Source organism: [Enterobacter] lignolyticus SCF1 (genome assembly GCF_000164865.1).
Classification (GTDB): domain Bacteria; phylum Pseudomonadota; class Gammaproteobacteria; order Enterobacterales; family Enterobacteriaceae; genus Enterobacter_B; species Enterobacter_B lignolyticus.
In genome coordinates this window covers 628,337-648,415 of sequence record NC_014618.1, presented here as the reverse complement: position 1 = coordinate 648,415, position 20,079 = coordinate 628,337, and the positions used below count along the sequence as shown (strand labels likewise).

The 20,079-nt window shown below is 61.3% G+C and carries 16 protein-coding genes; 9 read left to right on the top strand and 7 right to left on the bottom strand.

The window, feature by feature from the left end:
* The first annotated feature begins 17 nt into the window (after positions 1 to 17).
* Both ENTCL_RS03120 and ygjK read left to right on the top strand, forming a co-directional pair.
* The gene (locus ENTCL_RS03120; protein WP_013364651.1) at positions 18 to 1,451 is read left to right on the top strand and encodes an amino acid permease; all 1,434 of its coding nucleotides are present in this window, start codon (positions 18 to 20) and stop codon (positions 1,449 to 1,451) included.
* Positions 1,452 to 1,459: 8 nt separating this feature from the next.
* Complete coding sequence (ygjK, locus tag ENTCL_RS03115; protein ID WP_013364650.1) at positions 1,460 to 3,703, top strand: alpha-glucosidase; 2,244 nt, start codon at positions 1,460 to 1,462, stop codon at positions 3,701 to 3,703.
* Positions 3,704 to 3,738: 35 nt separating this feature from the next.
* On the opposite strand, the gene lsrG is transcribed toward ygjK, so the two are convergent.
* From lsrG to lsrA, 6 genes are read right to left on the bottom strand one after another with little or no spacing between them, the layout of a single operon-like run.
* Positions 3,739 to 4,035, bottom strand: a complete 297-nt coding sequence (gene lsrG, locus ENTCL_RS03110) for a (4S)-4-hydroxy-5-phosphonooxypentane-2,3-dione isomerase (protein ID WP_013364649.1) — start codon at positions 4,033 to 4,035, stop codon at positions 3,739 to 3,741.
* Positions 4,032 to 4,919, bottom strand: coding sequence for a 3-hydroxy-5-phosphonooxypentane-2,4-dione thiolase (gene lsrF, locus ENTCL_RS03105; protein WP_013364648.1), 888 nt, complete (start codon positions 4,917 to 4,919; stop codon positions 4,032 to 4,034). Before lsrF ends, lsrG begins: the two co-directional genes overlap by 4 nt.
* An 11-nt stretch (positions 4,920 to 4,930) precedes the next feature.
* Positions 4,931 to 5,932 carry an autoinducer 2 ABC transporter substrate-binding protein LsrB gene (lsrB, locus tag ENTCL_RS03100; RefSeq protein WP_013364647.1) on the bottom strand — a complete coding sequence of 334 codons (1,002 nt, stop codon included), beginning with the start codon at positions 5,930 to 5,932 and terminating at the stop codon, positions 4,931 to 4,933.
* Positions 5,929 to 6,912 carry an autoinducer 2 ABC transporter permease LsrD gene (gene lsrD / locus ENTCL_RS03095; protein ID WP_013364646.1) on the bottom strand — a complete coding sequence of 328 codons (984 nt, stop codon included), beginning with the start codon at positions 6,910 to 6,912 and terminating at the stop codon, positions 5,929 to 5,931. Before lsrD ends, lsrB begins: the two co-directional genes overlap by 4 nt.
* Positions 6,913 to 7,947, bottom strand: a complete 1,035-nt coding sequence (gene lsrC, locus ENTCL_RS03090) for an autoinducer 2 ABC transporter permease LsrC (protein WP_013364645.1) — start codon at positions 7,945 to 7,947, stop codon at positions 6,913 to 6,915.
* A complete protein-coding gene (gene lsrA / locus ENTCL_RS03085; protein ID WP_275248899.1) occupies positions 7,944 to 9,452 on the bottom strand; it encodes an autoinducer 2 ABC transporter ATP-binding protein LsrA in 1,509 nt (502 codons plus the stop codon). The genes lsrC and lsrA overlap by 4 nt, the downstream gene beginning before the upstream one ends.
* Positions 9,453 to 9,650: 198 nt before the next feature.
* Between lsrA and lsrR the strand changes: the two genes are divergently transcribed.
* From lsrR to ENTCL_RS03070, 3 genes are all read left to right on the top strand, one after another.
* Positions 9,651 to 10,622, top strand: coding sequence for a transcriptional regulator LsrR (gene lsrR, locus ENTCL_RS03080; protein ID WP_013364643.1), 972 nt, complete (start codon positions 9,651 to 9,653; stop codon positions 10,620 to 10,622).
* 38 nt (positions 10,623 to 10,660) lie between these two features.
* Entirely contained in the window at positions 10,661 to 12,241 is a 1,581-nt protein-coding gene (lsrK, locus tag ENTCL_RS03075; RefSeq protein WP_013364642.1) for an autoinducer-2 kinase, read from the top strand.
* 129 nt (positions 12,242 to 12,370) lie between these two features.
* Positions 12,371 to 14,392: an NADPH-dependent 2,4-dienoyl-CoA reductase gene (locus ENTCL_RS03070; protein WP_013364641.1), complete on the top strand. Its 2,022-nt coding sequence runs from the start codon at positions 12,371 to 12,373 to the stop codon at positions 14,390 to 14,392.
* A gap of 37 nt (positions 14,393 to 14,429) precedes the next feature.
* Here ENTCL_RS03070 and rlmG read toward each other — a convergent pair whose 3' ends face one another.
* The gene (rlmG, locus tag ENTCL_RS03065; protein ID WP_013364640.1) at positions 14,430 to 15,557 is read right to left on the bottom strand and encodes a 23S rRNA (guanine(1835)-N(2))-methyltransferase RlmG; all 1,128 of its coding nucleotides are present in this window, start codon (positions 15,555 to 15,557) and stop codon (positions 14,430 to 14,432) included.
* Positions 15,558 to 15,623: 66 nt separating this feature from the next.
* On the opposite strand from rlmG, the gene ENTCL_RS03060 reads away from it, so the two are divergent.
* The 4 genes from ENTCL_RS03060 to sstT all read left to right on the top strand — a co-directional run bounded on the left by ENTCL_RS03060 (position 15,624) and on the right by sstT (position 19,918).
* Complete coding sequence (locus ENTCL_RS03060) at positions 15,624 to 16,118, top strand: M48 metallopeptidase family protein (RefSeq protein WP_013364639.1); 495 nt, start codon at positions 15,624 to 15,626, stop codon at positions 16,116 to 16,118.
* A gap of 73 nt (positions 16,119 to 16,191) precedes the next feature.
* Positions 16,192 to 17,169 (top strand): Gfo/Idh/MocA family protein, encoded by a 978-nt coding sequence (locus ENTCL_RS03055; RefSeq protein ID WP_013364638.1) that lies wholly within the window; start codon positions 16,192 to 16,194, stop codon positions 17,167 to 17,169.
* 301 nt (positions 17,170 to 17,470) lie between these two features.
* Positions 17,471 to 18,445: a TerC family protein gene (locus ENTCL_RS03050; RefSeq protein ID WP_013364637.1), complete on the top strand. Its 975-nt coding sequence runs from the start codon at positions 17,471 to 17,473 to the stop codon at positions 18,443 to 18,445.
* 228 nt (positions 18,446 to 18,673) lie between these two features.
* Positions 18,674 to 19,918, top strand: coding sequence for a serine/threonine transporter SstT (gene sstT, locus ENTCL_RS03045; protein ID WP_013364636.1), 1,245 nt, complete (start codon positions 18,674 to 18,676; stop codon positions 19,916 to 19,918).
* Positions 19,919 to 20,079 lie beyond the last annotated feature (161 nt).

Below are 20,079 nucleotides of genomic sequence, written 5' to 3'. Positions count from 1 at the left end.
TTGTGTGGAGATGTGTTATGTCTGATACCAAACGTAATACAATCGGCAAGTTCGGCCTGCTTTCGCTGACTTTCGCCGCCGTTTATAGTTTTAACAACGTCATTAATAACAATATCGAGCTGGGGCTGGCGTCAGCGCCGATGTTCTTTCTGGCGACCCTGTTCTACTTCATCCCGTTCTGTCTGATTATCGCCGAGTTCGTGTCGCTGAATAAAAACTCGGAAGCCGGCGTCTACGCCTGGGTAAAAAGCTCGCTCGGCGGGCGCTGGGCGTTTATCACCGCCTACACCTACTGGTTTGTGAACCTGTTCTTTTTTACCTCGCTGCTGCCGCGCGTTATCGCCTACGCGTCCTATGCCTTCCTCGGCTATGAATATATCCTTACGCCGTTCGCCACCACCGTACTGAGCATGGTGCTGTTCGCCTTCTCCACGTGGGTGTCGACCAACGGCGCGAAAATGCTGGGGCCGATTACCTCGGTCACCTCCACGCTGATGCTGCTGCTGACCCTCTCCTACATCCTGCTGGCCGGCGCCGCGCTGGCGGGCGGGATCCAGCCTGCGGATCCAATCACCGTCGAGGCGATGATCCCGAACTTTAACTGGGCGTTCCTCGGGATCACCACGTGGATCTTCATGGCCGCGGGCGGCGCGGAGTCCGTGGCGGTATACGTAAACGACGTCAAGGGCGGCTCGAAGTCCTTCGTCAAAGTGATCATCCTCGCCGGGATCTTCATCGGCGTGCTCTACTCCATCTCCTCCGTGCTGATTAACGTCTTTGTGCACAGTAAGGAGCTGAAATACACCGGCGGTTCGGTGCAGGTATTCCACGGCCTGGCGACGTACTTCGGCCTGCCGGAAGTGCTGATGAACCGCTTCGTGGGCCTGGTCTCCTTCACCGCCATGTTCGGCTCGCTGCTGATGTGGACCGCCACGCCGGTGAAAATCTTCTTCTCGGAAATCCCGTCCGGCATTTTCGGTAAAAAGACCGTCGAGCTGAATGAGAACGGCGTCCCGGCGCGCGCGGCGTGGATCCAGTACCTTATCGTCATTCCGCTGATGATAATCCCGACCATGGGCTCCAACACGGTGCAGGATCTGATGAACACCATCATCAACATGACCGCCGCGGCCTCCATGCTGCCGCCGCTGTTCATCATGCTGGCCTACCTCAACCTGCGCCTGAAGCTCGATCATCTGCCGCGCGACTTCACCATGGGTTCGCGCCGCACAGGGATCGTGGTGGTGTCGATGCTGATCGTGATTTTCACCGTCGGCTTTATCGCCTCCACCTTCCCGACCGGCGGCAACATCCTGACGATCGTTTTCTATAACGTCGGCGGCATTGTTATCTTCCTCGGCTTTGCCTGGTGGAAATACAGTAAATATATCAAGGGACTGTCGCGAGAAGAGCAGCAGATTGAAGCCTCGCCCGCGTCACATACGCATTAAGGAACAGCATGAAGATAACCCCTTCGTTGACGCCGCTGCTCCCCGCGCTGCTGCTGAGCGTATCGGCGCACGCGGCGACGGCGGATGATTTTAAAAACGTCATCAACCGCACCGGCGCGCCGCAGTACATGCGCGATTTCGATAGCGACGACCACCAGCGCTTTAGCCCGTTTTTCGATCTTGGCGCCTGGCATGGGCACCTGCTGCCGGACGGTCCGGCGACCATGGGCGGCTTTCCCGGGCCGGCGCTGCTGACCGAAGAGTACATCAACTTTATGGCGACCAATTTTGATCGCCTGACGGTGTACCGCAACGGGAAAAAAGTCGACTTCAGCCTGAAGGCGTGGAGCGAGCCCGGCGCGCTGTTCCAGAGCCTGACCGCCAGGGGCGTCAGGGTGATGATGACCCTGCGCTTCGCCAGCCCGCACACCTCGCTGCTGGAGACCCGCATCACCAGCAGCGGCCCGCTGACGCTGGTATGGGACGGCGAACTGCTGGAGAAGCTGGAGGCCAAAGACGGCAAACCGCAGTCGGATAAAACCATCGACGACGCGTTTCCGGACTACCGACGGCAGCTGGTCGCCACCCACGACGGCCTGACGGTCACGTTTGGTAAAGTGCGCGCCGCTTCCGACCTGATGACCTCCGGCGAGTCGGAATATCAGGTACACCGCTCGATACCCGCGCAGACCCGCATCGACGGGCATCGCTTTACCAGCACCGCGCAGGTGAACGGCTCGACGACGATATACACCACCTGGTCGCACCTGCTGACCGCCGCCGAGGCGCGGCACGAGAAGGCGCAGATCCGCGATATTCTTGCGCGCCCGTCATGGTACCTGAACGCCTCGCGCAAGCGCTGGGACGGCTATCTGCAAAAAGGGCTAACCAACCCGAATGCCACCGCGGAGCAAACCCGCGTGGCGGTCAAGGCGATTGAAACCCTCAACGGCAACTGGCGCTCGCCCGGTGGCGCGGTGAAGTACAACACCGTAACGCCGTCGGTGACCGGCCGCTGGTTCTCCGGTAACCAGACCTGGCCGTGGGATACCTGGAAGCAGGCCTGGGCAATGGCCCATTTCAACCCGGCTATCGCCAAAGACAATATCCGCGCGGTTTTCTCCTGGCAGGTGAAGCCTGACGATCCGCTGCGCCCGCAGGATGCCGGTTTCGTGCCGGACCTGATCGCCTGGAACCCCAGCCCCGAGCGCGGCGGCGACGGTGGCAACTGGAACGAACGCAACACCAAGCCAAGCCTGGCGGCCTGGTCGGTGATGGAAGTGTATAACGTCACCCAGGACAAGGCGTGGCTTGAGGAGATGTATCCCAAACTGGTGGCCTACCACGACTGGTGGCTGCGCAACCGCGACCACAACGGCAACGGCGTGCCGGAATATGGCGCCACCCGCGATAAGGGAAATAAGACCGACAGCGACATTCAGACCGCCGCCTCCTGGGAATCCGGTCGCGACAACGCGGCGGTATTTGGCTTTATCGATAAAGACCAGCTGGATAGCTATGTGGCGAACGGCGGCAAGCGCAGCGACTGGACGGTGAAATTCGCCGAAAACCGCAGCCAGAACGGCGCGCTGCTCGGCTACTCCCTGTTGCAGGAGTCGGTCGATCAGGCAAGCTACATGTACAGCGATAACCACTATCTGGCGCAGATGGCGGCGCTGCTCGGCAAGCAGGAAGAGGCAAAACATTACCAGACGCTGGCGACAACGCTCGCGGACTACATCAACACCTGCATGTTCGACCCGCAGAGCGGCTTTTACTACGACATCCGCATTGAAGATAAACCGCTGGCCAACGGCTGCGCCGGGAAACCCATCGTCGAGCGCGGCAAGGGGCCGGAGGGCTGGTCGCCGCTGTTCAACGGCGCGGCGACGCAGCAGCACGCCGATGCGGTGGTGAAAGTGATGCTCGACCCGAAAGAGTTCAACACCTTCGTGCCGCTCGGCACCGCGGCGCTCAGCAACCCGGCGTTTGGCCCGGATATCTACTGGCGCGGCCGGGTATGGGTCGATCAGTTCTGGTTTGGGCTCAAAGGAATGGCGCGCTACGGCTATCGTGACGAGGCGTTAACTCTGGCCGATGCGTTCTTTAAGCACGCCAAAGGGTTAACCGGCGACGGGCCGATTCAGGAGAACTACAACCCGCTCACCGGCGCCCAGCAGGGCGCGCCGAACTTCTCCTGGAGCGCGGCGCATTTGTATATGCTGTATAACGAGTTTTTCCGTAAGCCGTAGGTTTCTCCCCTCACCCCTATGGGGTGAGGGAAACCTCACATCTCCGGCAGCAGCCCGATGAACGTCCGCTTTTTCCGCGGCTCCGACATCAGGTCCTCCAGTTTGTCGACGCAGGCCAGGTAATGCGGCGTCTGCTTATGCGCCAGCACCGCCTCATCGTCCCTGTAAGCCTCATAGATAAAGAAACGGGTTTTCACACGCGGGTCCTGCAGGACGTCGAAACGCAGGTTGCCCGGCTCGCGGATAGCGCCCTCGTGGTTGGCGCGAAAAACCGCCAGAAACTCATCGACCCGGTCCGGCTTGATGTTGATCTCCACCAGCGTCACGTTCATTTCAGCTCTCCCTGTTTTTCCTCCTGCCAGAACTGATAAGCCTCGCGGGCGTTCATATTCTCATGCACCACCTTTTTCACCGCCTTCAGCATGGCGCGCGGCGCGCTGGACTGGAAGATATTGCGCCCCATGTCCACGCCGGACGCCCCCTGGTCGATGGCGCGCCAGCACATCTCCAGCGCCTCGTGCTCCGGCAGCTTTTTACCGCCGGCAATGACTATCGGCACCGGGCAGCTGGCGGTGACCTTTTCGAAGCCTTCATCGACAAAATAGGTTTTCACGAACTGCGCGCCCATCTCGGCGGCAATACGGCTGGCCAGCGAGAAATAGCGGGCGTCGCGGGTCATCTCTTTCCCGACGCCGGTCACCGCCAGCACCGGCATGCCGTAGCGGTTGCCCGCATCCACCAGTTTGATAATGTTATTGATCGACTGGTGCTCGTGCGGGCTGCCGATATACACCTGCGCCGCCACCGCGCAGACGTTAAGGCGCAGCGCATCCTCCATCGCCACCGCCACGCACTCGTTGGAGAGCTCGCTTAAAATCGAGTTGCCGCCGGAGGCGCGCAGCACCACCGGTTTGTTGGTGGCCGCAGGCACCTGGCTGCGCAGCACGCCGCGGGTGCACATCAGCACGTCGGTATCGTGAAACAGCGGCGCAATCGACAGGTCGATGCGCTCAAGCCCGGTGGTCGGCCCCTGAAAATAGCCGTGGTCAAACGCCAGCATCACCGTACGGTTGCTCTGCGGGTTAAATATCCGCGCAAGCCTGGACTGCATGCCCCAGTCCAGCGAACCGCAGCCTTTCAGCGTGTAGAGCGCGTTCTTCTGCGGCGTGTCCAGGCCAAAATCCTTACCGTCTTTGATGTCGTCTAAATCTGCCATCTCATCCCCCGTCAGAAGTCGTAGTTGTTGATGTTCTCTTTGGTAAACACCACGCGCTCAGGCAGCAGCACAATGCCGTTGCCTTTCGCCTCATACTGATAGCCCTGTACGCTGTTCGGCTCGACCTTCAGCGTGCCGAGATCTTTCACCTCAATGCTGTCGCCAGGGTTAAGATCGCCCTTTTTCAGTAAACGATCGGCGACATTGACCGCAATTTTGCCCTGCTGCACCACATCCCACAGGCCGAAGGCTTTCACCGTGCCGCGCTCAACGTACGGACGCATTACGTTCGGCGTACTGAAGCCGACAATCGCCACGCCCTGGCGCTTAAGGTTCTCCGCAGCCTGCGCCGCCGCTGGCAGGGCATTAGCGTCCGGGGCGATGATCGCATCCAGATCCGGATACGCTTTTAAGATCCCCTCGGCGGTTTGCAGCGATTTGGTCGCGTCGTTATAGCCAAACTGGGTGGTGACAATTTGCCACTGGGGGTGATCTTTGGCGATTTTGGCCTTCGCCTCTTTCACCCACTGGTTCTGGTCGGTGACGGTGGGGCTGGAGTAGAAAAAGGCGACTTTGGCGTCAGGTTTAGCGACCTGCTTACCAGCCATCTCCACCAGCAGGCCGCCGAGCTGTTCCGGCGTGCCCTGGTTGATGTAAATGCTGCGGCACTCCGGCTTAGTGTCGGAGTCCCAGGTCAGCACCTTCACGCCGCGCTGCATCGCCCGCTTCAGCGCCGGGCAGAGGCCGTCCGGCGACACGGCGGAGACGATAATCGCGTTATAGCCCTGGTTGACGAAGTTATTGATGAGCTGCACCTGGCCGGAGACGCTCGGCTCGGTCGGCCCATCGTAGGTAACGTCCGCGCCAAGCGCTTTCCCCGCCTCTTTCGCGCCGTTGCCGCCGCTGGTAAAGAAGCCGACGCCGACCAGCTTTGGAATAAACGCAATGCGATCCGCCGCCTGCGCCGTCGCCACGCTCATTGCCAGCGCCAGGACTATCAGTTTTGTTTTCATCTTACGCTCCGGGTATTTTTTGTGAGGAAAGAACGCACCCATTCACGGTGCAAGCTCAGCGAACGTCCCATCACCACCACAACCAACAGCGCCCCTGACAGCGCGCTCGACACCTGGTTGGGGATGCCGACCATTTGTAAACCCTGCTGCAGATACCCCACCAGCAGAGCCGCCAGCGCAGTACCGATAACCGAACCTGAACCGCCGTAGATATTGGCCCCGCCGAGCACCGCGGCGGTGAGCGCCGGCATTAGCAGGTCGCGGCCTAAATCCGACCGCGCCGAGCCAAAATAGGAAACCATCACCAGCGCGGCAATTGCGGAAGCCACGCCGACCAGCCCGTACAGCGCGTAGGGCATGCCGTTGACCGACAGCGCCGCATAGCGCGCCGCGCGCGGGTTCTGGCCGAGTAAAAACAGATGCCGGCCAAAGCGCCCGCGGTGGGCCAGCAGCCAGAATAAAAAGGTAATAACCATAAACAGCACCAGCGGCACCGGCAGCCCGAGCAGCGTCAGGTTGGCGAATGCCGTGAAGCTGTCCGGGAACCCGCCGATGCCCTCATAGCCCGTGGCGCCCGCCATGCCGGAAAGCAGCAGCGCGCCGCCGCCGTAGAGGTACAGCGTGCCGAGCGTGATAACCAAAGGGCTGATGCCGGTGTAGTGGATCAGCGCAGCGTTGAACAGCCCGCACAGCAGGCCGAGCAGCAGCGTCAGCGGCACCGCCGCGCTCATCGGCCAGCCCGCCTGCATCATCACGCCCAGCGCAATCGCGCACAGGCCGATGGTGGAGCCGAGCGAAATATCAATGCCGCCGCTGATAATCACCAGGGTCAGCGGCAGCGCCACAATGCCGATGCAGATAAAGTCGCTGGTGCTGAACAGCAGCAGGTTGATATCCAGCATGCGAGGGTTGATGGCGCCAAAGAGCAGGATCTCCAGCACCAGTAAAATCAGCAGCGCGCTTTCCCAGTTAAGCTTCATTTACGCCACCTCTTTGTTTTTACGTCCGGGAAACGGGGTCACGCGCTTTCCCCCCTTATGACCGGGCTGAAAGCGGCTGTATTTCAGCGCCCGCTGGTGACGCGCGAGCGCCTGGCGCAGGCGCCCGTCGAGCACCAGCACGCCGAGCAGCACCAGACCGGCGATAAAGTCGTTCCACCAGGCGGGGAGCTTGAACAGCACCAGAACGGTGTCGATTTGGGTCAGGAAGAAGGCGCCGAGGAACGCGCCTATCAGCGTCCCGGTGCCGCCGAGCAGCGAGATGCCGCCCAGCACGCAGGCGGCGATGGCCTTCATCTCCAGCCCGCTGCCGGTCTGGTTGGGCACAAAGCCTATCTGCGCGGCGAAGACGATGCCGCCGCAGGCCGCCAGCATGCCGTTCAGGGTGAAGGCCGCTATCCGCGTGCGGTTGACCGCGACCCCGAGCTGGCGCGCCGCCGCCAGGTTATCGCCCACTGCGTAGAAATCGCGGCCAAAGGCGGTACGCGACAGCAGCCATGCCCCGACCAGCAGCAGCGCCAGCACCAGCCAGCCGAGCGGCGATACGCCGATAAACGCCGGCGCCGAGAGCAGCTTCAGGCTGTCGGGCAGCCCCTCAATCCACTTACCGCCGGTCCACAGCAGCATCACGCCGCGGTAAAGCCCCAGCGTCCCCAGGGTGGCGACGATCGCCGGAATGCGCAGCCCCACCACCAGCACGCCGTTAAATGCCCCGGCCAGCGCGCCGATCGCCAGCGCAAAAGCGATCGCCGCCGCCAGCCCGTAACCGTTGTTGAGCGCCACGCCGACGGCGATGGCGCACAGACCGACGGTGGAGCCGACCGAAACGTCGATATTGCGGGTCAGCATCACCAGCGTCGCGCCCAGCGCCAGCAGGCACAGGATCTGCGAGCTGGCGAAGATCATCGCCAGCGTTTGCAGGCTGAGATACGCAGGGTTAAGCGCCACCAGCACCGCGAACAGCGCCAGAATGGCGAGAAACGCGCTCAGCTCGCGGTTTTTTAATAACGTTTTCATGCCTGCCCCCCGAACGCCAGCGTCATCATCCGCTCGACGCTGACTGCCTGTTTCGCCAGCTCGCCGCTCTGCCGCCCCTGGTGCATCACCAGCACGCGGTCGGCCAGCCCGACGAATTCGTCAAGATCGCTTGAGATCATCAGTACCGCCACGTTTTGCGCCGCCACGCTTTTCAGCAGCTGGTAGATATCCGCGCGGGCGGAGACGTCGACGCCGCGGGTCGGCTCGTCGACGATCAGCAGCAGCGGATTGGCCTCCAGACAGCGCGCCAGCAGCACCTTCTGCTGGTTGCCGCCGGAGAGCGTGCGTACCGGCTGCTCGCCGTGGTTCAGCTTGATTCCCAGCGCCCGGTGATAGCGTTCCACCACCGCCGCTTCGCGTTTGTCCTGCTGCCACAGCGACGGCTGGTTAAACATCACCGTGTTCCAGCGCACCGGCGCATCGAGAAACAGCCCGGACGCCTGCCTGTCTTCCGGCAGATACACCAGCCCGCCCGCCAGCCGCGCGCGGGTGCTGTCGCGGCTGATGTCGCGGTTCTCAAGCCACACCCGCCCGGCGCGTACCGGCCGCAGGCCGTAGAGCGTTTCGGCAAACTCGGTGCGCCCGGATCCCACCAGGCCGGCCAGCCCGACTATCTCGCCGGCGTAGATCTCAAGCTGAAGATCGATAAACCCTTCGCCGGTCAACGCCTCCACCCGCAGCACCGGAAAATCCTGCGGCTGAGTGCGGCGATTGCCCGGCAGCGCCAGCCACAGCTTCTGCGCGTCGCTCAGGGCATGCTCGCGGTTGGCGGGCGTCATGGCGCTAATCAGCTGTCCGTCGTCAAACGCCGCCGTTTCGCCGCTCAGCACCATCGCGCCGTCGCGCATCACCGAAATGTGGCTGGCAATCTGGCGGATCTCCGGCAGCTTGTGCGAGATAAACACGATGCCGACCCCCAGCGCCTGCAGCGCGCGGATCTGGCGAAACAGCCGCTCTGTTTCGCCGGGGGTTAACGAGGCGGTCGGCTCGTCGAGGATCAGGATCCGCGCCTCGCGCATCAGCCCGCGCAGGATCTCCACCATTTGCTGATCCGCTACCTCTAGCGTGCTGGCCGCAGCGTCAAGATTGAGCTGACACTGCAGCTGGCGGAGTTTGTCGGTAAGGCGTTGCCCGGTCTCTTTTGCCCGCGGCTGACGAAAAAGGATATTTTCCCGTACGGTGAGGTTGGGAAAAAGCATGGGTTCCTGCGGCACAAGGTAGATGCCGAGCTGGTGCGCCTGACCAGGGCTCAGGCGAGCAAACGGCGTACCGTTGACGTAAAGCTCACCGCTGTCCGCGCTCTCTACTCCGGCGATGATCTTCATCAGCGTCGATTTTCCTGCGCCGTTACCCCCCATCAGCGCATGCACCTGGCCTGCAAGCAGCGTGAAATCAATGCCTTTCAGCACCGGCACGCCTGAGAACTGCTTACTGATATCGCGGGCTTCAATAAGTGGGGTCATCACGGCTCCGGAATTGAACATATGATATTTAAAAATAACTATGTTCAAAAAGCGTAGGCGGTGAACTATATTAATAACCGTGTGGAGATCACAATTTCCGCCATTCAAATCGTTTTTAATGCTGTGCAGCCGACAAAAGATTTGTTTTGCCGTGCTGCTCACATTTTCATCGATCGCAAAACAGAACATTTGATCTAAAATTTTATAAGAGTTCACACCATGAGCGAAAAACGAGTAATGGATGAAAGCCGCTTCGCTGGCCTGACACTGTCAGAAGAGGAGCTGGTGGCCCGCGTCGCCTGGTGCTACTACCACGACGGGCTGACGCAAAACGACATCGGCGAGCGCCTGGGACTGCCGCGCCTGAAGATCTCCCGCCTGCTGGAGAAAGGCCGTCAGTCCGGGGTGATCCGCGTACAGATCAACTCCCGCTACGAGGGGTGCCTGGCGCTGGAAACCGAGCTGCAGCAGCGCTTCGGCCTGAAGATCGCCCGCGTCCTCCCGGCGCTTAATACGCCGCCGATGAGCGTGCGGCTGGGCATTGGCGCGGCGCAGTCGCTGATGGGGGTGCTGGAGCCAGGGCAGCTGCTGGCGGTGGGCTTTGGCGAAACCACCATGAGCTGCCTGCAGCATTTAAGCGGCTTTATCAGCTCGCAGCAGGTGCGGCTGGTGACGCTATCCGGCGGCGTCGGGCCGTACATGACCGGCATCGGCCAGCTGGACGCCGCCTGTAGCGTCAGCATGATCCCGGCGCCGCTGCGGGTATCGTCGGCCGATGTGGCGGAGATCCTGCGTCGGGAATCGAGCGTGCGCGACGTCATTCTGGCCGCTACCGCGGCGGATGCGGCGGTGGTCGGCATTGGCGCTATCGATCAGCGCCGCGGCGCGACGATCCTGCGCTCGGGGTATATCAGCGAGGGCGAACAGCTGATGTACGCCCGTAAAGGCGCCGTGGGCGACATCCTCGGCTATTTCCTGCAGGCCGACGGCCGGCCCGTTGCCGGGCTGGAGATCCACCGGGAGCTGCTCGGCGTCACGCTGGACGAGCTGGCGCAGCTGCCGACGATCGTCGGCGTGGCCGGCGGTATCGAAAAAGCGCAGGCCATCTACGCCGCCCTGGCGGGTAAGCGGATCAACGGCCTGGTAACGGAAGAGACAACAGCACGCGCGGTGCTGGCGCTGGCCTCATAAGCGGCCCGGCGCCGCGCAACAACAGCGAGGCGCACGTCATGGGTTACCTGTTAGCGTTAGATGCCGGGACTGGCAGCATCCGGGCGGTGATTTTCGATATCAATGGCCGTCAGATAGCCGTCGGTCAGGCTGAATGGAAGCACCTGAGCGTGGACAATGTGCCAGGCTCCATGGAGTTCGACCTCACCACCAACTGGCAGCTGGCCTGCCAGTGCATCCGCCAGGCGCTGGCGACCGCGCAGCTCTCCCCGGGCGATATTCAGTCCGTCGCCTGCTGCTCAATGCGCGAAGGCATTGTGCTGTATGACCGCAACGGCGAGGCCATCTGGGCCTGCGCCAACGTTGACGCCCGCGCCAGCCGCGAAGTGGCAGAACTCAAAGAGATCCACGACTACCGTTTTGAAGCCGAAGTGTACGGCGTTTCCGGCCAGACGCTGGCCCTGAGCGCCATGCCGCGCCTGCTGTGGCTGGCTCACCATCGCCCCGATATCTACCGCAAGGCGGCCACCATCACCATGATCAGCGACTGGCTGGCGGCAAAGCTTTCCGGCGAGCTGGCGGTTGACCCTTCCAACGCCGGCACCACCGGGATGCTCGACCTCTTCAGCCGCGACTGGCGCCCCGCGCTGCTCGATATGGCCGGGCTGCGTGCCGATATCCTCTCGCCGGTAAAAGAGACCGGCAGCCTGCTGGGCGCGGTGACCAGAGCCGCGGCGCAGCAGAGCGGGCTGCGGGCGGGCACCCCGGTGGTGATGGGCGGCGGCGACGTCCAGCTGGGCTGTCTGGGCTTAGGCGTGGTGCGCGCCGGGCAAACCGCCGTGCTGGGCGGCACCTTCTGGCAGCAGGTGGTCAACCTGCCGGAAGTGCGCACCGACCCGGAGATGAACATTCGCGTTAACCCGCACGTGATCCCGGGCATGGTGCAGGCGGAATCCATCAGCTTCTTTACCGGCCTGACCATGCGCTGGTTCCGCGACGCGTTTTGCGCGGAGGAAAAGCTGATTGCCGACCGGCTCGGCGTCGACGCCTACAGCCTGCTGGAAGAGATGGCGACCCGCGTACCGGCGGGCTCCCACGGCGTCATGCCCATCTTCTCCGACGCCATGCATTTTAAGCAGTGGTACCACGCGGCGCCGTCGTTTATTAACCTCTCCATCGACCCGGAAAAATGCAACAAGGCCACGCTGTTTCGCGCGCTGGAGGAGAATGCGGCGATCGTCTCCGCCTGTAACCTGGCGCAAATCTCCCGCTTTTCCGGCGTCGCCTTTGACGGCCTGGTGTTCGCCGGCGGCGGGTCGAAAGGCGCGCTCTGGAGCCAGATCCTCAGCGACGTTACCGGCCTGCCGGTCCGCGTGCCGGAGGTCAGAGAGGCCACCGCGCTGGGCTGCGCCATCGCGGCGGGTACCGGCGCCGGGCTGTATGGCGACATGGCGGCGGCGGGCGAAAAGCTGGTGAGCTGGCACCGGGTGTTTACGCCAAACCCGGCGCACCGCGAGCTGTATCAGGAGATGATGACGAAATGGCAGGCGGTGTACGCCGACCAGCTTGGGCTGGTGGACAGCGGGCTGACCACGTCAATGTGGCAGGCGCCGGGGCTGGTGCGCTCCCCTTCCTCCTGAGGGAGGGGGTCAGACAATTTTTGAATTCCATCACAATCGCTACATTCCCTTTTTCCCTTTTGCACCACGGCGGCTAAATTAGTAACTCATCCGACCACATAACAATAATTTTACATACTGGAACCGCTTATGAGCTACTACCCGTCGTTATTCGCCCCGCTCGACCTGGGCTTCACTACGCTTAAAAACCGCGTGCTGATGGGCTCGATGCATACCGGGCTGGAAGAGCGCCCTGACGGCGCCGAGCGGCTGGCCGCGTTTTACGCCGAGCGCGCCCGCCACGGCGTGGCGCTGATCGTCACCGGCGGCGTCGCCCCGGCGCCGTCCGGCGTCGGGATGGAGGGCGGCGCGGTGCTTAACGACGCCAGCCAGCTCGCGCACCATCGCCTCATCACCGACGCGGTGCATAAAGAGGGGGGAAAAATCGCCCTGCAAATTTTGCATACCGGACGCTACAGCTACCAGCCGCGCCCGGTCGCGCCGTCGGCCATTCAGGCGCCGATCAACCGCTTTATACCCCATGCCCTGACGCACGAAGAGATCCTGGGTCTTATCGACGATTTCGCCCAGTGCGCGCTGCTGGCGCGGGAAGCGGGCTATGACGGTGTGGAGGTCATGGGCTCCGAAGGGTATCTGATTAACGAGTTCCTCGTCGCCCGCACCAACCACCGCGACGATCGCTGGGGCGGCGATTACGCCCGCCGCATGCGCTTTGCCGTTGAGGTGGTGAAAGCCGTCCGCCAGCGCGTGGGCGAAAACTTTATTATTATCTACCGCCTGTCGATGCTCGATCTGGTCGAAGGCGGCGGCAATTTCGACGAAACCGTCCAGCTGGCGCAGGCCATCGAAACCGCCGGGGCGACGATCATTAATACCGGGATCGGCTGGCATGAGGCGCGGATCCCGACCATCGCCACGCCGGTGCCGCGCGGCGCGTTCACCTGGGTGACCCGCAAACTGAAGGGCCGCGTTTCGTTACCGCTTATCACCACCAACCGCATTAACGATCCCGCCGTGGCCGACGAGATCCTCAATCGCGGCGATGCCGACATGGTCTCGATGGCGCGCCCGTTCCTTGCCGACGCCGAGCTGCTTTCCAAAGCGCAAAGCGGCCGTCCCGATGAGATTAACACCTGCATCGGCTGCAACCAGGCCTGCCTCGACCAGATCTTCGTCGGCAAGGTGACCTCGTGCCTGGTGAACCCGCGCGCCTGCCACGAAACGCGCATGCCGATACTCCCCGCCGCCACACGTAAAACGCTGGCGGTGGTGGGCGCGGGCCCGGCCGGAATGGCGTTTGCCGTGAACGCCGCCGCGCGCGGCCATCAGGTGACGCTGTTTGACGCCGCCGCCGAGCCCGGCGGGCAGTTTAATATCGCCAAACAGATCCCCGGCAAAGAGGAGTTTTATGAAACCCTGCGCTACTACCGGCGGATGCTGGAGCTCAACGGCGTGGCGCTGCGCCTGAACGCCAGGGTCACCGCCGACATGCTGCTGGGCTTCGACGAAATCGTCCTCGCCACGGGCATTACGCCCCGTACGCCCGCTATCGACGGTATCGATCACCCGAAGGTGCTGAGCTATCTCGACGTGCTGCGCGACAAAAGGCCGGTCGGGCAGAGGGTGGCGATTATCGGCTGCGGCGGCATCGGTTTTGATACCGCGATGTACCTGAGCCAGCCGGGCGAAGCCACCAGCCAGAACATCGCCGAGTTTTGCGTTGAATGGGGTATCGACACCAGCCTGCAGCAGCAGGGCGGCCTGCGTCCGGAAGGCCCGCATCTGCCGAAAAGCCCGCGTCAGATTGTGATGCTGCAGCGCAAGGCCAGCAAGCCGGGCGAAGGATTGGGCAAAACCACCGGCTGGATCCACCGCGCCACCCTGCTCGCCCGCGGCGTGAAGATGATCCCGGCGGTCAGCTATCAGAAGATCGACGATGAGGGGCTGCATGTGCTGATCGACGGTGCGCCGCAGCAGCTGCCCGTCGATCATATTATTTTATGCGCCGGGCAGGAGCCAAAGCGCGATCTGCTCGATCCGCTGCGCGCCGCCGGTAAGACGGTGCATTTGATCGGCGGCTGCGATGTGGCGATGGAGCTGGATGCAAGACGCGCGATCGCGCAGGGGACGGCGCTGGCGTTAGGTATCTGATGTGTTCCCTCTCCCCTTTGGGAGAGGGAGAAACGTCCTATCGCTTCGTCCGCGTTTTCACCGCTTTCAGCACCGCAAACTTGTTGTTGGTGGCAAGGGTGGTGCAGTTGCCAAACGCGCGCTTGAGCTTACGGAAGTAGTCGAGGTGGCGGTTGCCGACGATGTACAGCGCGCCGCCGTACTTCAGGCTGCGGCGGGCGTCGTTAAACATCTGCCAGGCGATGTGATCGGTAATCGCGTGCTGCTGGTGGAACGGCGGGTTGCACAGCACGGCGTCAAAGCGGTCCGGCTCGATGTCGGACAGCGAGTTGTTGACCATGAACGCGCTGCGCTCCAGCGCCTCCGGCATATTGGTTTCCACGTTCAGCTCGCTCGACGCCACCGCCATGTAGGACTCGTCGATAAACAGCACCTTACCCGGGTTTTGCGCCAGCAGCTGCATGCCGATAACGCCGTTGCCGCAGCCAAGATCGACCATCTCGCCTTCGATTCCCTCCGGCAGGTGCGCCATAAAGAAACGCGCGCCGATATCAAGGCCGCTGCGGGAGAAGACGTTGGCGTGGTTGTGAATGTTCCACCCGGTGCCGTCCAGCGTCCAGCTGAGGGTTTCCGGCGCATCGTCCAGCGCCGGAGCGCTGAAGGCGCAGTGGATCAGCCGCGCTTTTTTCCAGGCCAGGGAGGTCGTGGTCGGGCCGAGGATTTTCTCGAACAGCGCCATGGTGGAGTTATGGATATCGCGCGCTTTACCGCCCGCAATAATGCGGGTCTGCGGCGTCACGACCTGACGCAGCGCGCGCAGCTGCTGCTCCAGCAGCGCCAGCTGTTTCGGCACCTTGATGAGCACCAGCGCCGGGGCGTCCGGCAGCGGGCTCAGGCTGTCCTGAAACGTAACGTAGGTTTCTTCAATGCCGTTCATGCGCAGGTTGTGCTGCATGGCGAGTTCGGAGATGTAAGAATCCCCGATGCTTACCGGATGATGCGCCGCCAGCGCGCAGGCCAGCGCGCCAAAGCTGTCGTTGACGATGAGTACGGGACCCTCAACCTCACCCGCCTGCTGCAGCAGGTATTCATCCGCCGCGTCCCACGCCTGTAACGACGCGTCTTCAATATTTGGCGGGAATCTGTCTAAGGTGTAAAACTCGCCGTTTAACTCTGCCTGGCTCATCGCCCCTCCGGGATGCTAAAATTCGCGCGTTTTATCGCTTAATTGACCCCATAAGTAAACCTTTTTATGCTGACATATCTCCAGGGCTACCCCGAATCACTGCTGGCGCAGGTACAAACGCTGATCGACCAGAACCGGCTCGGCGAGGTGCTGCAAAAGCGCTATCCCGACACGCACAGCATCGCCAGTGACGGCGCGCTGTGGGACTATGCTCAGGCGCTGAAAAACCGCTATATGCGCAGCGCGCCGCCGGTCAACAAGGTGATGTACGACAACAAAATCCACGTACTGAAAAATGCGTTAGGGCTGCATACCGCCGTATCGCGCGTGCAGGGCGGCAAGCTGAAGGCGAAAGCGGAAATCCGCGTCGCCACCGTGTTTCGCAACGCGCCGGAAGCCTTCCTGAAGATGATTGTGGTGCATGAGCTGGCGCATCTGAAAGAAAAAGATCACAACAAAGCGTTTTACCAGCTCTGCTGTCATATGGAGCCGCAGTACCACCAGCTGGAGTTCGATACCCGCCTGTGGCTGACGCACCTTTCGTTAAAAGGTTCTGCGTAGCAGCGCACTGGTTTTGTCATGTTGGCATGCTACAGTGGCGGCAGTTTCCCTTTTACGGAGTACGACAACGTCCATGATACGTTTCGCAGTCGTTGGCACCAACTGGATCACCCGCCAGTTCGTTGATGCCGCCCATGAGACGGGTAAATACAAGCTCACCGCCGTTTATTCCCGCAGCCTCGAACAGGCCCAAATCTTCGCCAGCGATTACCCCGTCGAGCATCTGTTTACCTCTCTTGAGGAGATGGCGCAGAGCGAAGCGATTGACGCGGTGTATATCGCCAGCCCGAACTCGCTGCATTTCCCGCAAACGCAACTGTTCCTCAGCCATAAAAAGCACGTTATCTGCGAGAAGCCGCTGGCCTCCAACCTGCGTGAAGCGGAAGCCGCCATCGCCTGCGCCCGGGAAAACCAGGTGGTGCTGTTCGAGGCCTTCAAAACCGCCAGCCTGCCCAACTTCCTGCAGCTGCAGCAGTCGCTGAACAAAGTGGGCAAACTGCGCAAGGCGTTGCTCAACTACTGCCAGTACTCCTCGCGCTACCAGCGCTACCTGGACGGCGAGAACCCCAACACCTTTAACCCGGCGTTCTCCAACGGCTCGATTATGGATATCGGTTTCTACTGCCTCGCCGCCGCGGTGGCGCTGTGGGGCGAGCCGCTGAGCGTTAAGGCCACGGCCAGCCTGCTGGACAGCGGCGTTGACGCGCACGGCGTCGCAGTGCTGGAGTACGGCGACTTCAGCGTGACGCTGCAGCACTCCAAGGTCAGCGATTCGGTGCTGCCAAGCGAAATCCAGGGCGAGGCCGGCTCGCTGGTTATCGAGAAAATCTCCGAGTGCCAGAAGGTGTCGTTTGTGCCGCGCGGCAGCAAAGCGCAGGAGCTCACCCAGCCGCAGCATATCAATACTATGCTGTATGAAGCGGACACCTTCGCCCGGCTGGTGGAAACCGGTGACGTTAACCATCCGGGGCTTGAGGTGAGCCGCATTACGGCAAAACTCTCGACCGAAATCCGTCGTCAGACCGGCGTCACCTTCCCGGCCGACGCCTGACAACGGGGACTCCCGCGTAAAGGAATGTAAAACAGAGGTTACGGGCCCTTGATCCATTGACGGAATCGATGGCCTGTAATATTTTGTCACACGCAAAGGGGAGTAACTTCCTTGCCGGTGGATCGTCATTACGATGCGTGCAAAACCGCATCCGGTCGCCGGGCAACCAGAAAGGAATACGTCAGCGTATTCCTTTTACGTTGTAAGTGAGACCTTGCCGGAAGGCGAGGTCTATGCATAAAACGCTGCGGCTGTCGTCTTCTGACGTCAGCCGTTTTTGTTTTATGTGTAAGGAAAAACTATGAATACAGTCGGCACACCGCTTCTGTGGGGCGGATTCGCTGTGGTGGTGGTCATCATGTTGGCTATCGATCTGCTGCTACAGGGACGCCGCGGCGCCCACACCATGACCATGAAGCAGGCTGCGGGCTGGTCCATCGTCTGGGTCACCCTTTCGCTGCTGTTTAACCTGGCGTTCTGGTGGTATCTGGCGACGACCCAGGGCCGCGCGGTAGCGGACACTCAGGCCATGGCGTTTCTCACCGGCTACCTGATCGAGAAATCGCTGGCGGTGGATAACGTCTTCGTCTGGCTGATGCTGTTCAGCTATTTTGCCGTTCCGGCGGCGCTGCAGCGTCGGGTGCTGGTCTACGGCGTGCTCGGGGCGATCGTTTTGCGTACCGTCATGATCTTCACCGGCAGCTGGCTTATCTCCCAGTTTGAGTGGCTGCTGTACCTCTTCGGCGCGTTCCTGCTGTTTACCGGCGTGAAGATGGCGCTGGCGAAAGAAGACGGCGGCGCCATCGGCGATAAGCCGCTGGTACGCTGGCTGCGCGGCCATCTGCGGATGACCGACAAAATTGAAAACGAGCGCTTCTTTATCCGCAGAAACGGCCTGCTGTTCGCAACGCCGCTGCTGCTGGTGCTGATTCTGGTAGAACTGAGCGACGTGATTTTCGCCGTCGACAGCATCCCGGCGATTTTCGCGGTCACCACCGACCCGTTCATCGTGCTGACCTCAAACCTGTTCGCGATTCTGGGGCTGCGCGCGATGTACTTCCTGCTGGCCGGCGTGGCGGAGCGCTTCTCCATGCTGAAGTACGGGCTGTCGGTTATCCTGGTGTTTATCGGTATTAAGATGCTGATCGTCGATTTCTACCATATCCCGATCGCCATTTCTCTCGGGGTCGTGTTTGGAATTCTGGTCCTGACGCTGGTCATTAACGCGTGGGTAAACCACCAGAACGATAAAAAGCACAAGCGCCTTCCTGAATAATGTCCCTCCCCCGGCGGCTCGCGCCGCCGGGCGGAACGAATGCGCAGCATGTCAAAATAATGTTGCAAATTAGTTATAAAATAAGACACCACCGAAAAAAACAACATTTTGTCCTTTCCCGGCGCGGCATCTTCCTTATACTCGACCAGGCAAACACATGTTACATCCTGTTAAACGTGGCCAGAGAGCCGCCGGGATGCAATCACATCACACTCAAAGGAAGAGCCTATGACTTCTCAACGTCATTCGGGGCTGTTGCAGCGCGTTGCGCAAGGCAGCCTGGTTAAGCAAATTCTCGTCGGCCTGATTCTGGGCATTTTACTGGCATGGATCTCAAAACCCGCCGCTGAGGCCGCCGGCCTGCTGGGTACGCTGTTCGTCGGCGCGCTGAAGGCCGTGGCGCCGCTGCTGGTGCTGATGCTGGTGATGGCGTCTATCGCTAATCATCAGCACGGGCAGAAAACCAGTATCCGCCCGATTCTGTTCTTATACCTGCTGGGCACCTTCTCCGCGGCGCTGGCGGCGGTCGTGTTCAGCTTCCTGTTTCCATCAACGCTGCACCTGACCACCGGTGCCACCGATATCTCTCCGCCGTCGGGCATTGTGGAGGTACTGCGCGGCCTGCTGATGAGCATGGTATCGAACCCGATAACCGCGCTGGCGAACGCCAACTACATCGGCATTCTGGTCTGGGCCGTGGGTCTGGGCTTTGCGCTGCGCCACGGCAGCGAATCCACCAAAAACCTGGTCAACGACATCTCTAACGCCGTGACCTTTATGGTGAAGCTGGTGATTCGCTTTGCGCCCATCGGGATTTTCGGTCTGGTCTCCTCGACGCTTGCCACCACCGGTTTTGAAACCCTGTGGAGCTACGCGCAGCTGCTGATGGTGCTGGTTGGCTGTATGCTGCTGGTCGCGCTGGTGGTAAACCCGCTGCTGGTATTCTGGAAAATCCGCCGCAACCCGTATCCGCTGGTGCTGACCTGCCTGCGTGAAAGCGGCGTGTATGCCTTCTTCACCCGCAGCTCGGCGGCCAACATTCCGGTCAACATGGCGCTGGCGGAAAAGCTGAACCTGGACCGCGACACCTATTCGGTTTCCATTCCGCTGGGCGCGACGATCAACATGGCGGGGGCGGCGATCACCATCACCGTGCTGACCCTGGCGGCCGTTTATACGCTGGGTATTCCGGTGGATCTGCCGACCGCGCTGCTGCTGAGCGTCGTGGCATCGCTGTGCGCCTGTGGCGCTTCCGGGGTGGCGGGCGGTTCGCTGCTGCTGATCCCGCTGGCGTGCAATATGTTCGGTATTCCTAACGATATTGCCATGCAGGTCGTGGCCGTCGGCTTTATCATCGGCGTGCTGCAGGACTCCTGCGAAACCGCGCTGAACTCCTCCACCGACGTGCTGTTTACCGCAGCGGCATGCCAGGCGGAAGACGAGCGTCTGGCAAGAAACGCGCTGCGTAGCTAAGCGTTTTCGAAGAGGTAATAAAAAACGGCGCTGTATAAGCGCCGTTCAGGTTGCTGACAAAGTGCGCTTTGTTCATGCCGGATGCGGCGTAAACGCCTTATCCGGCCTACAAAATATTGAAAATTCAATATATTGCGCAAACCCTGTAGGCCTGATAAGCG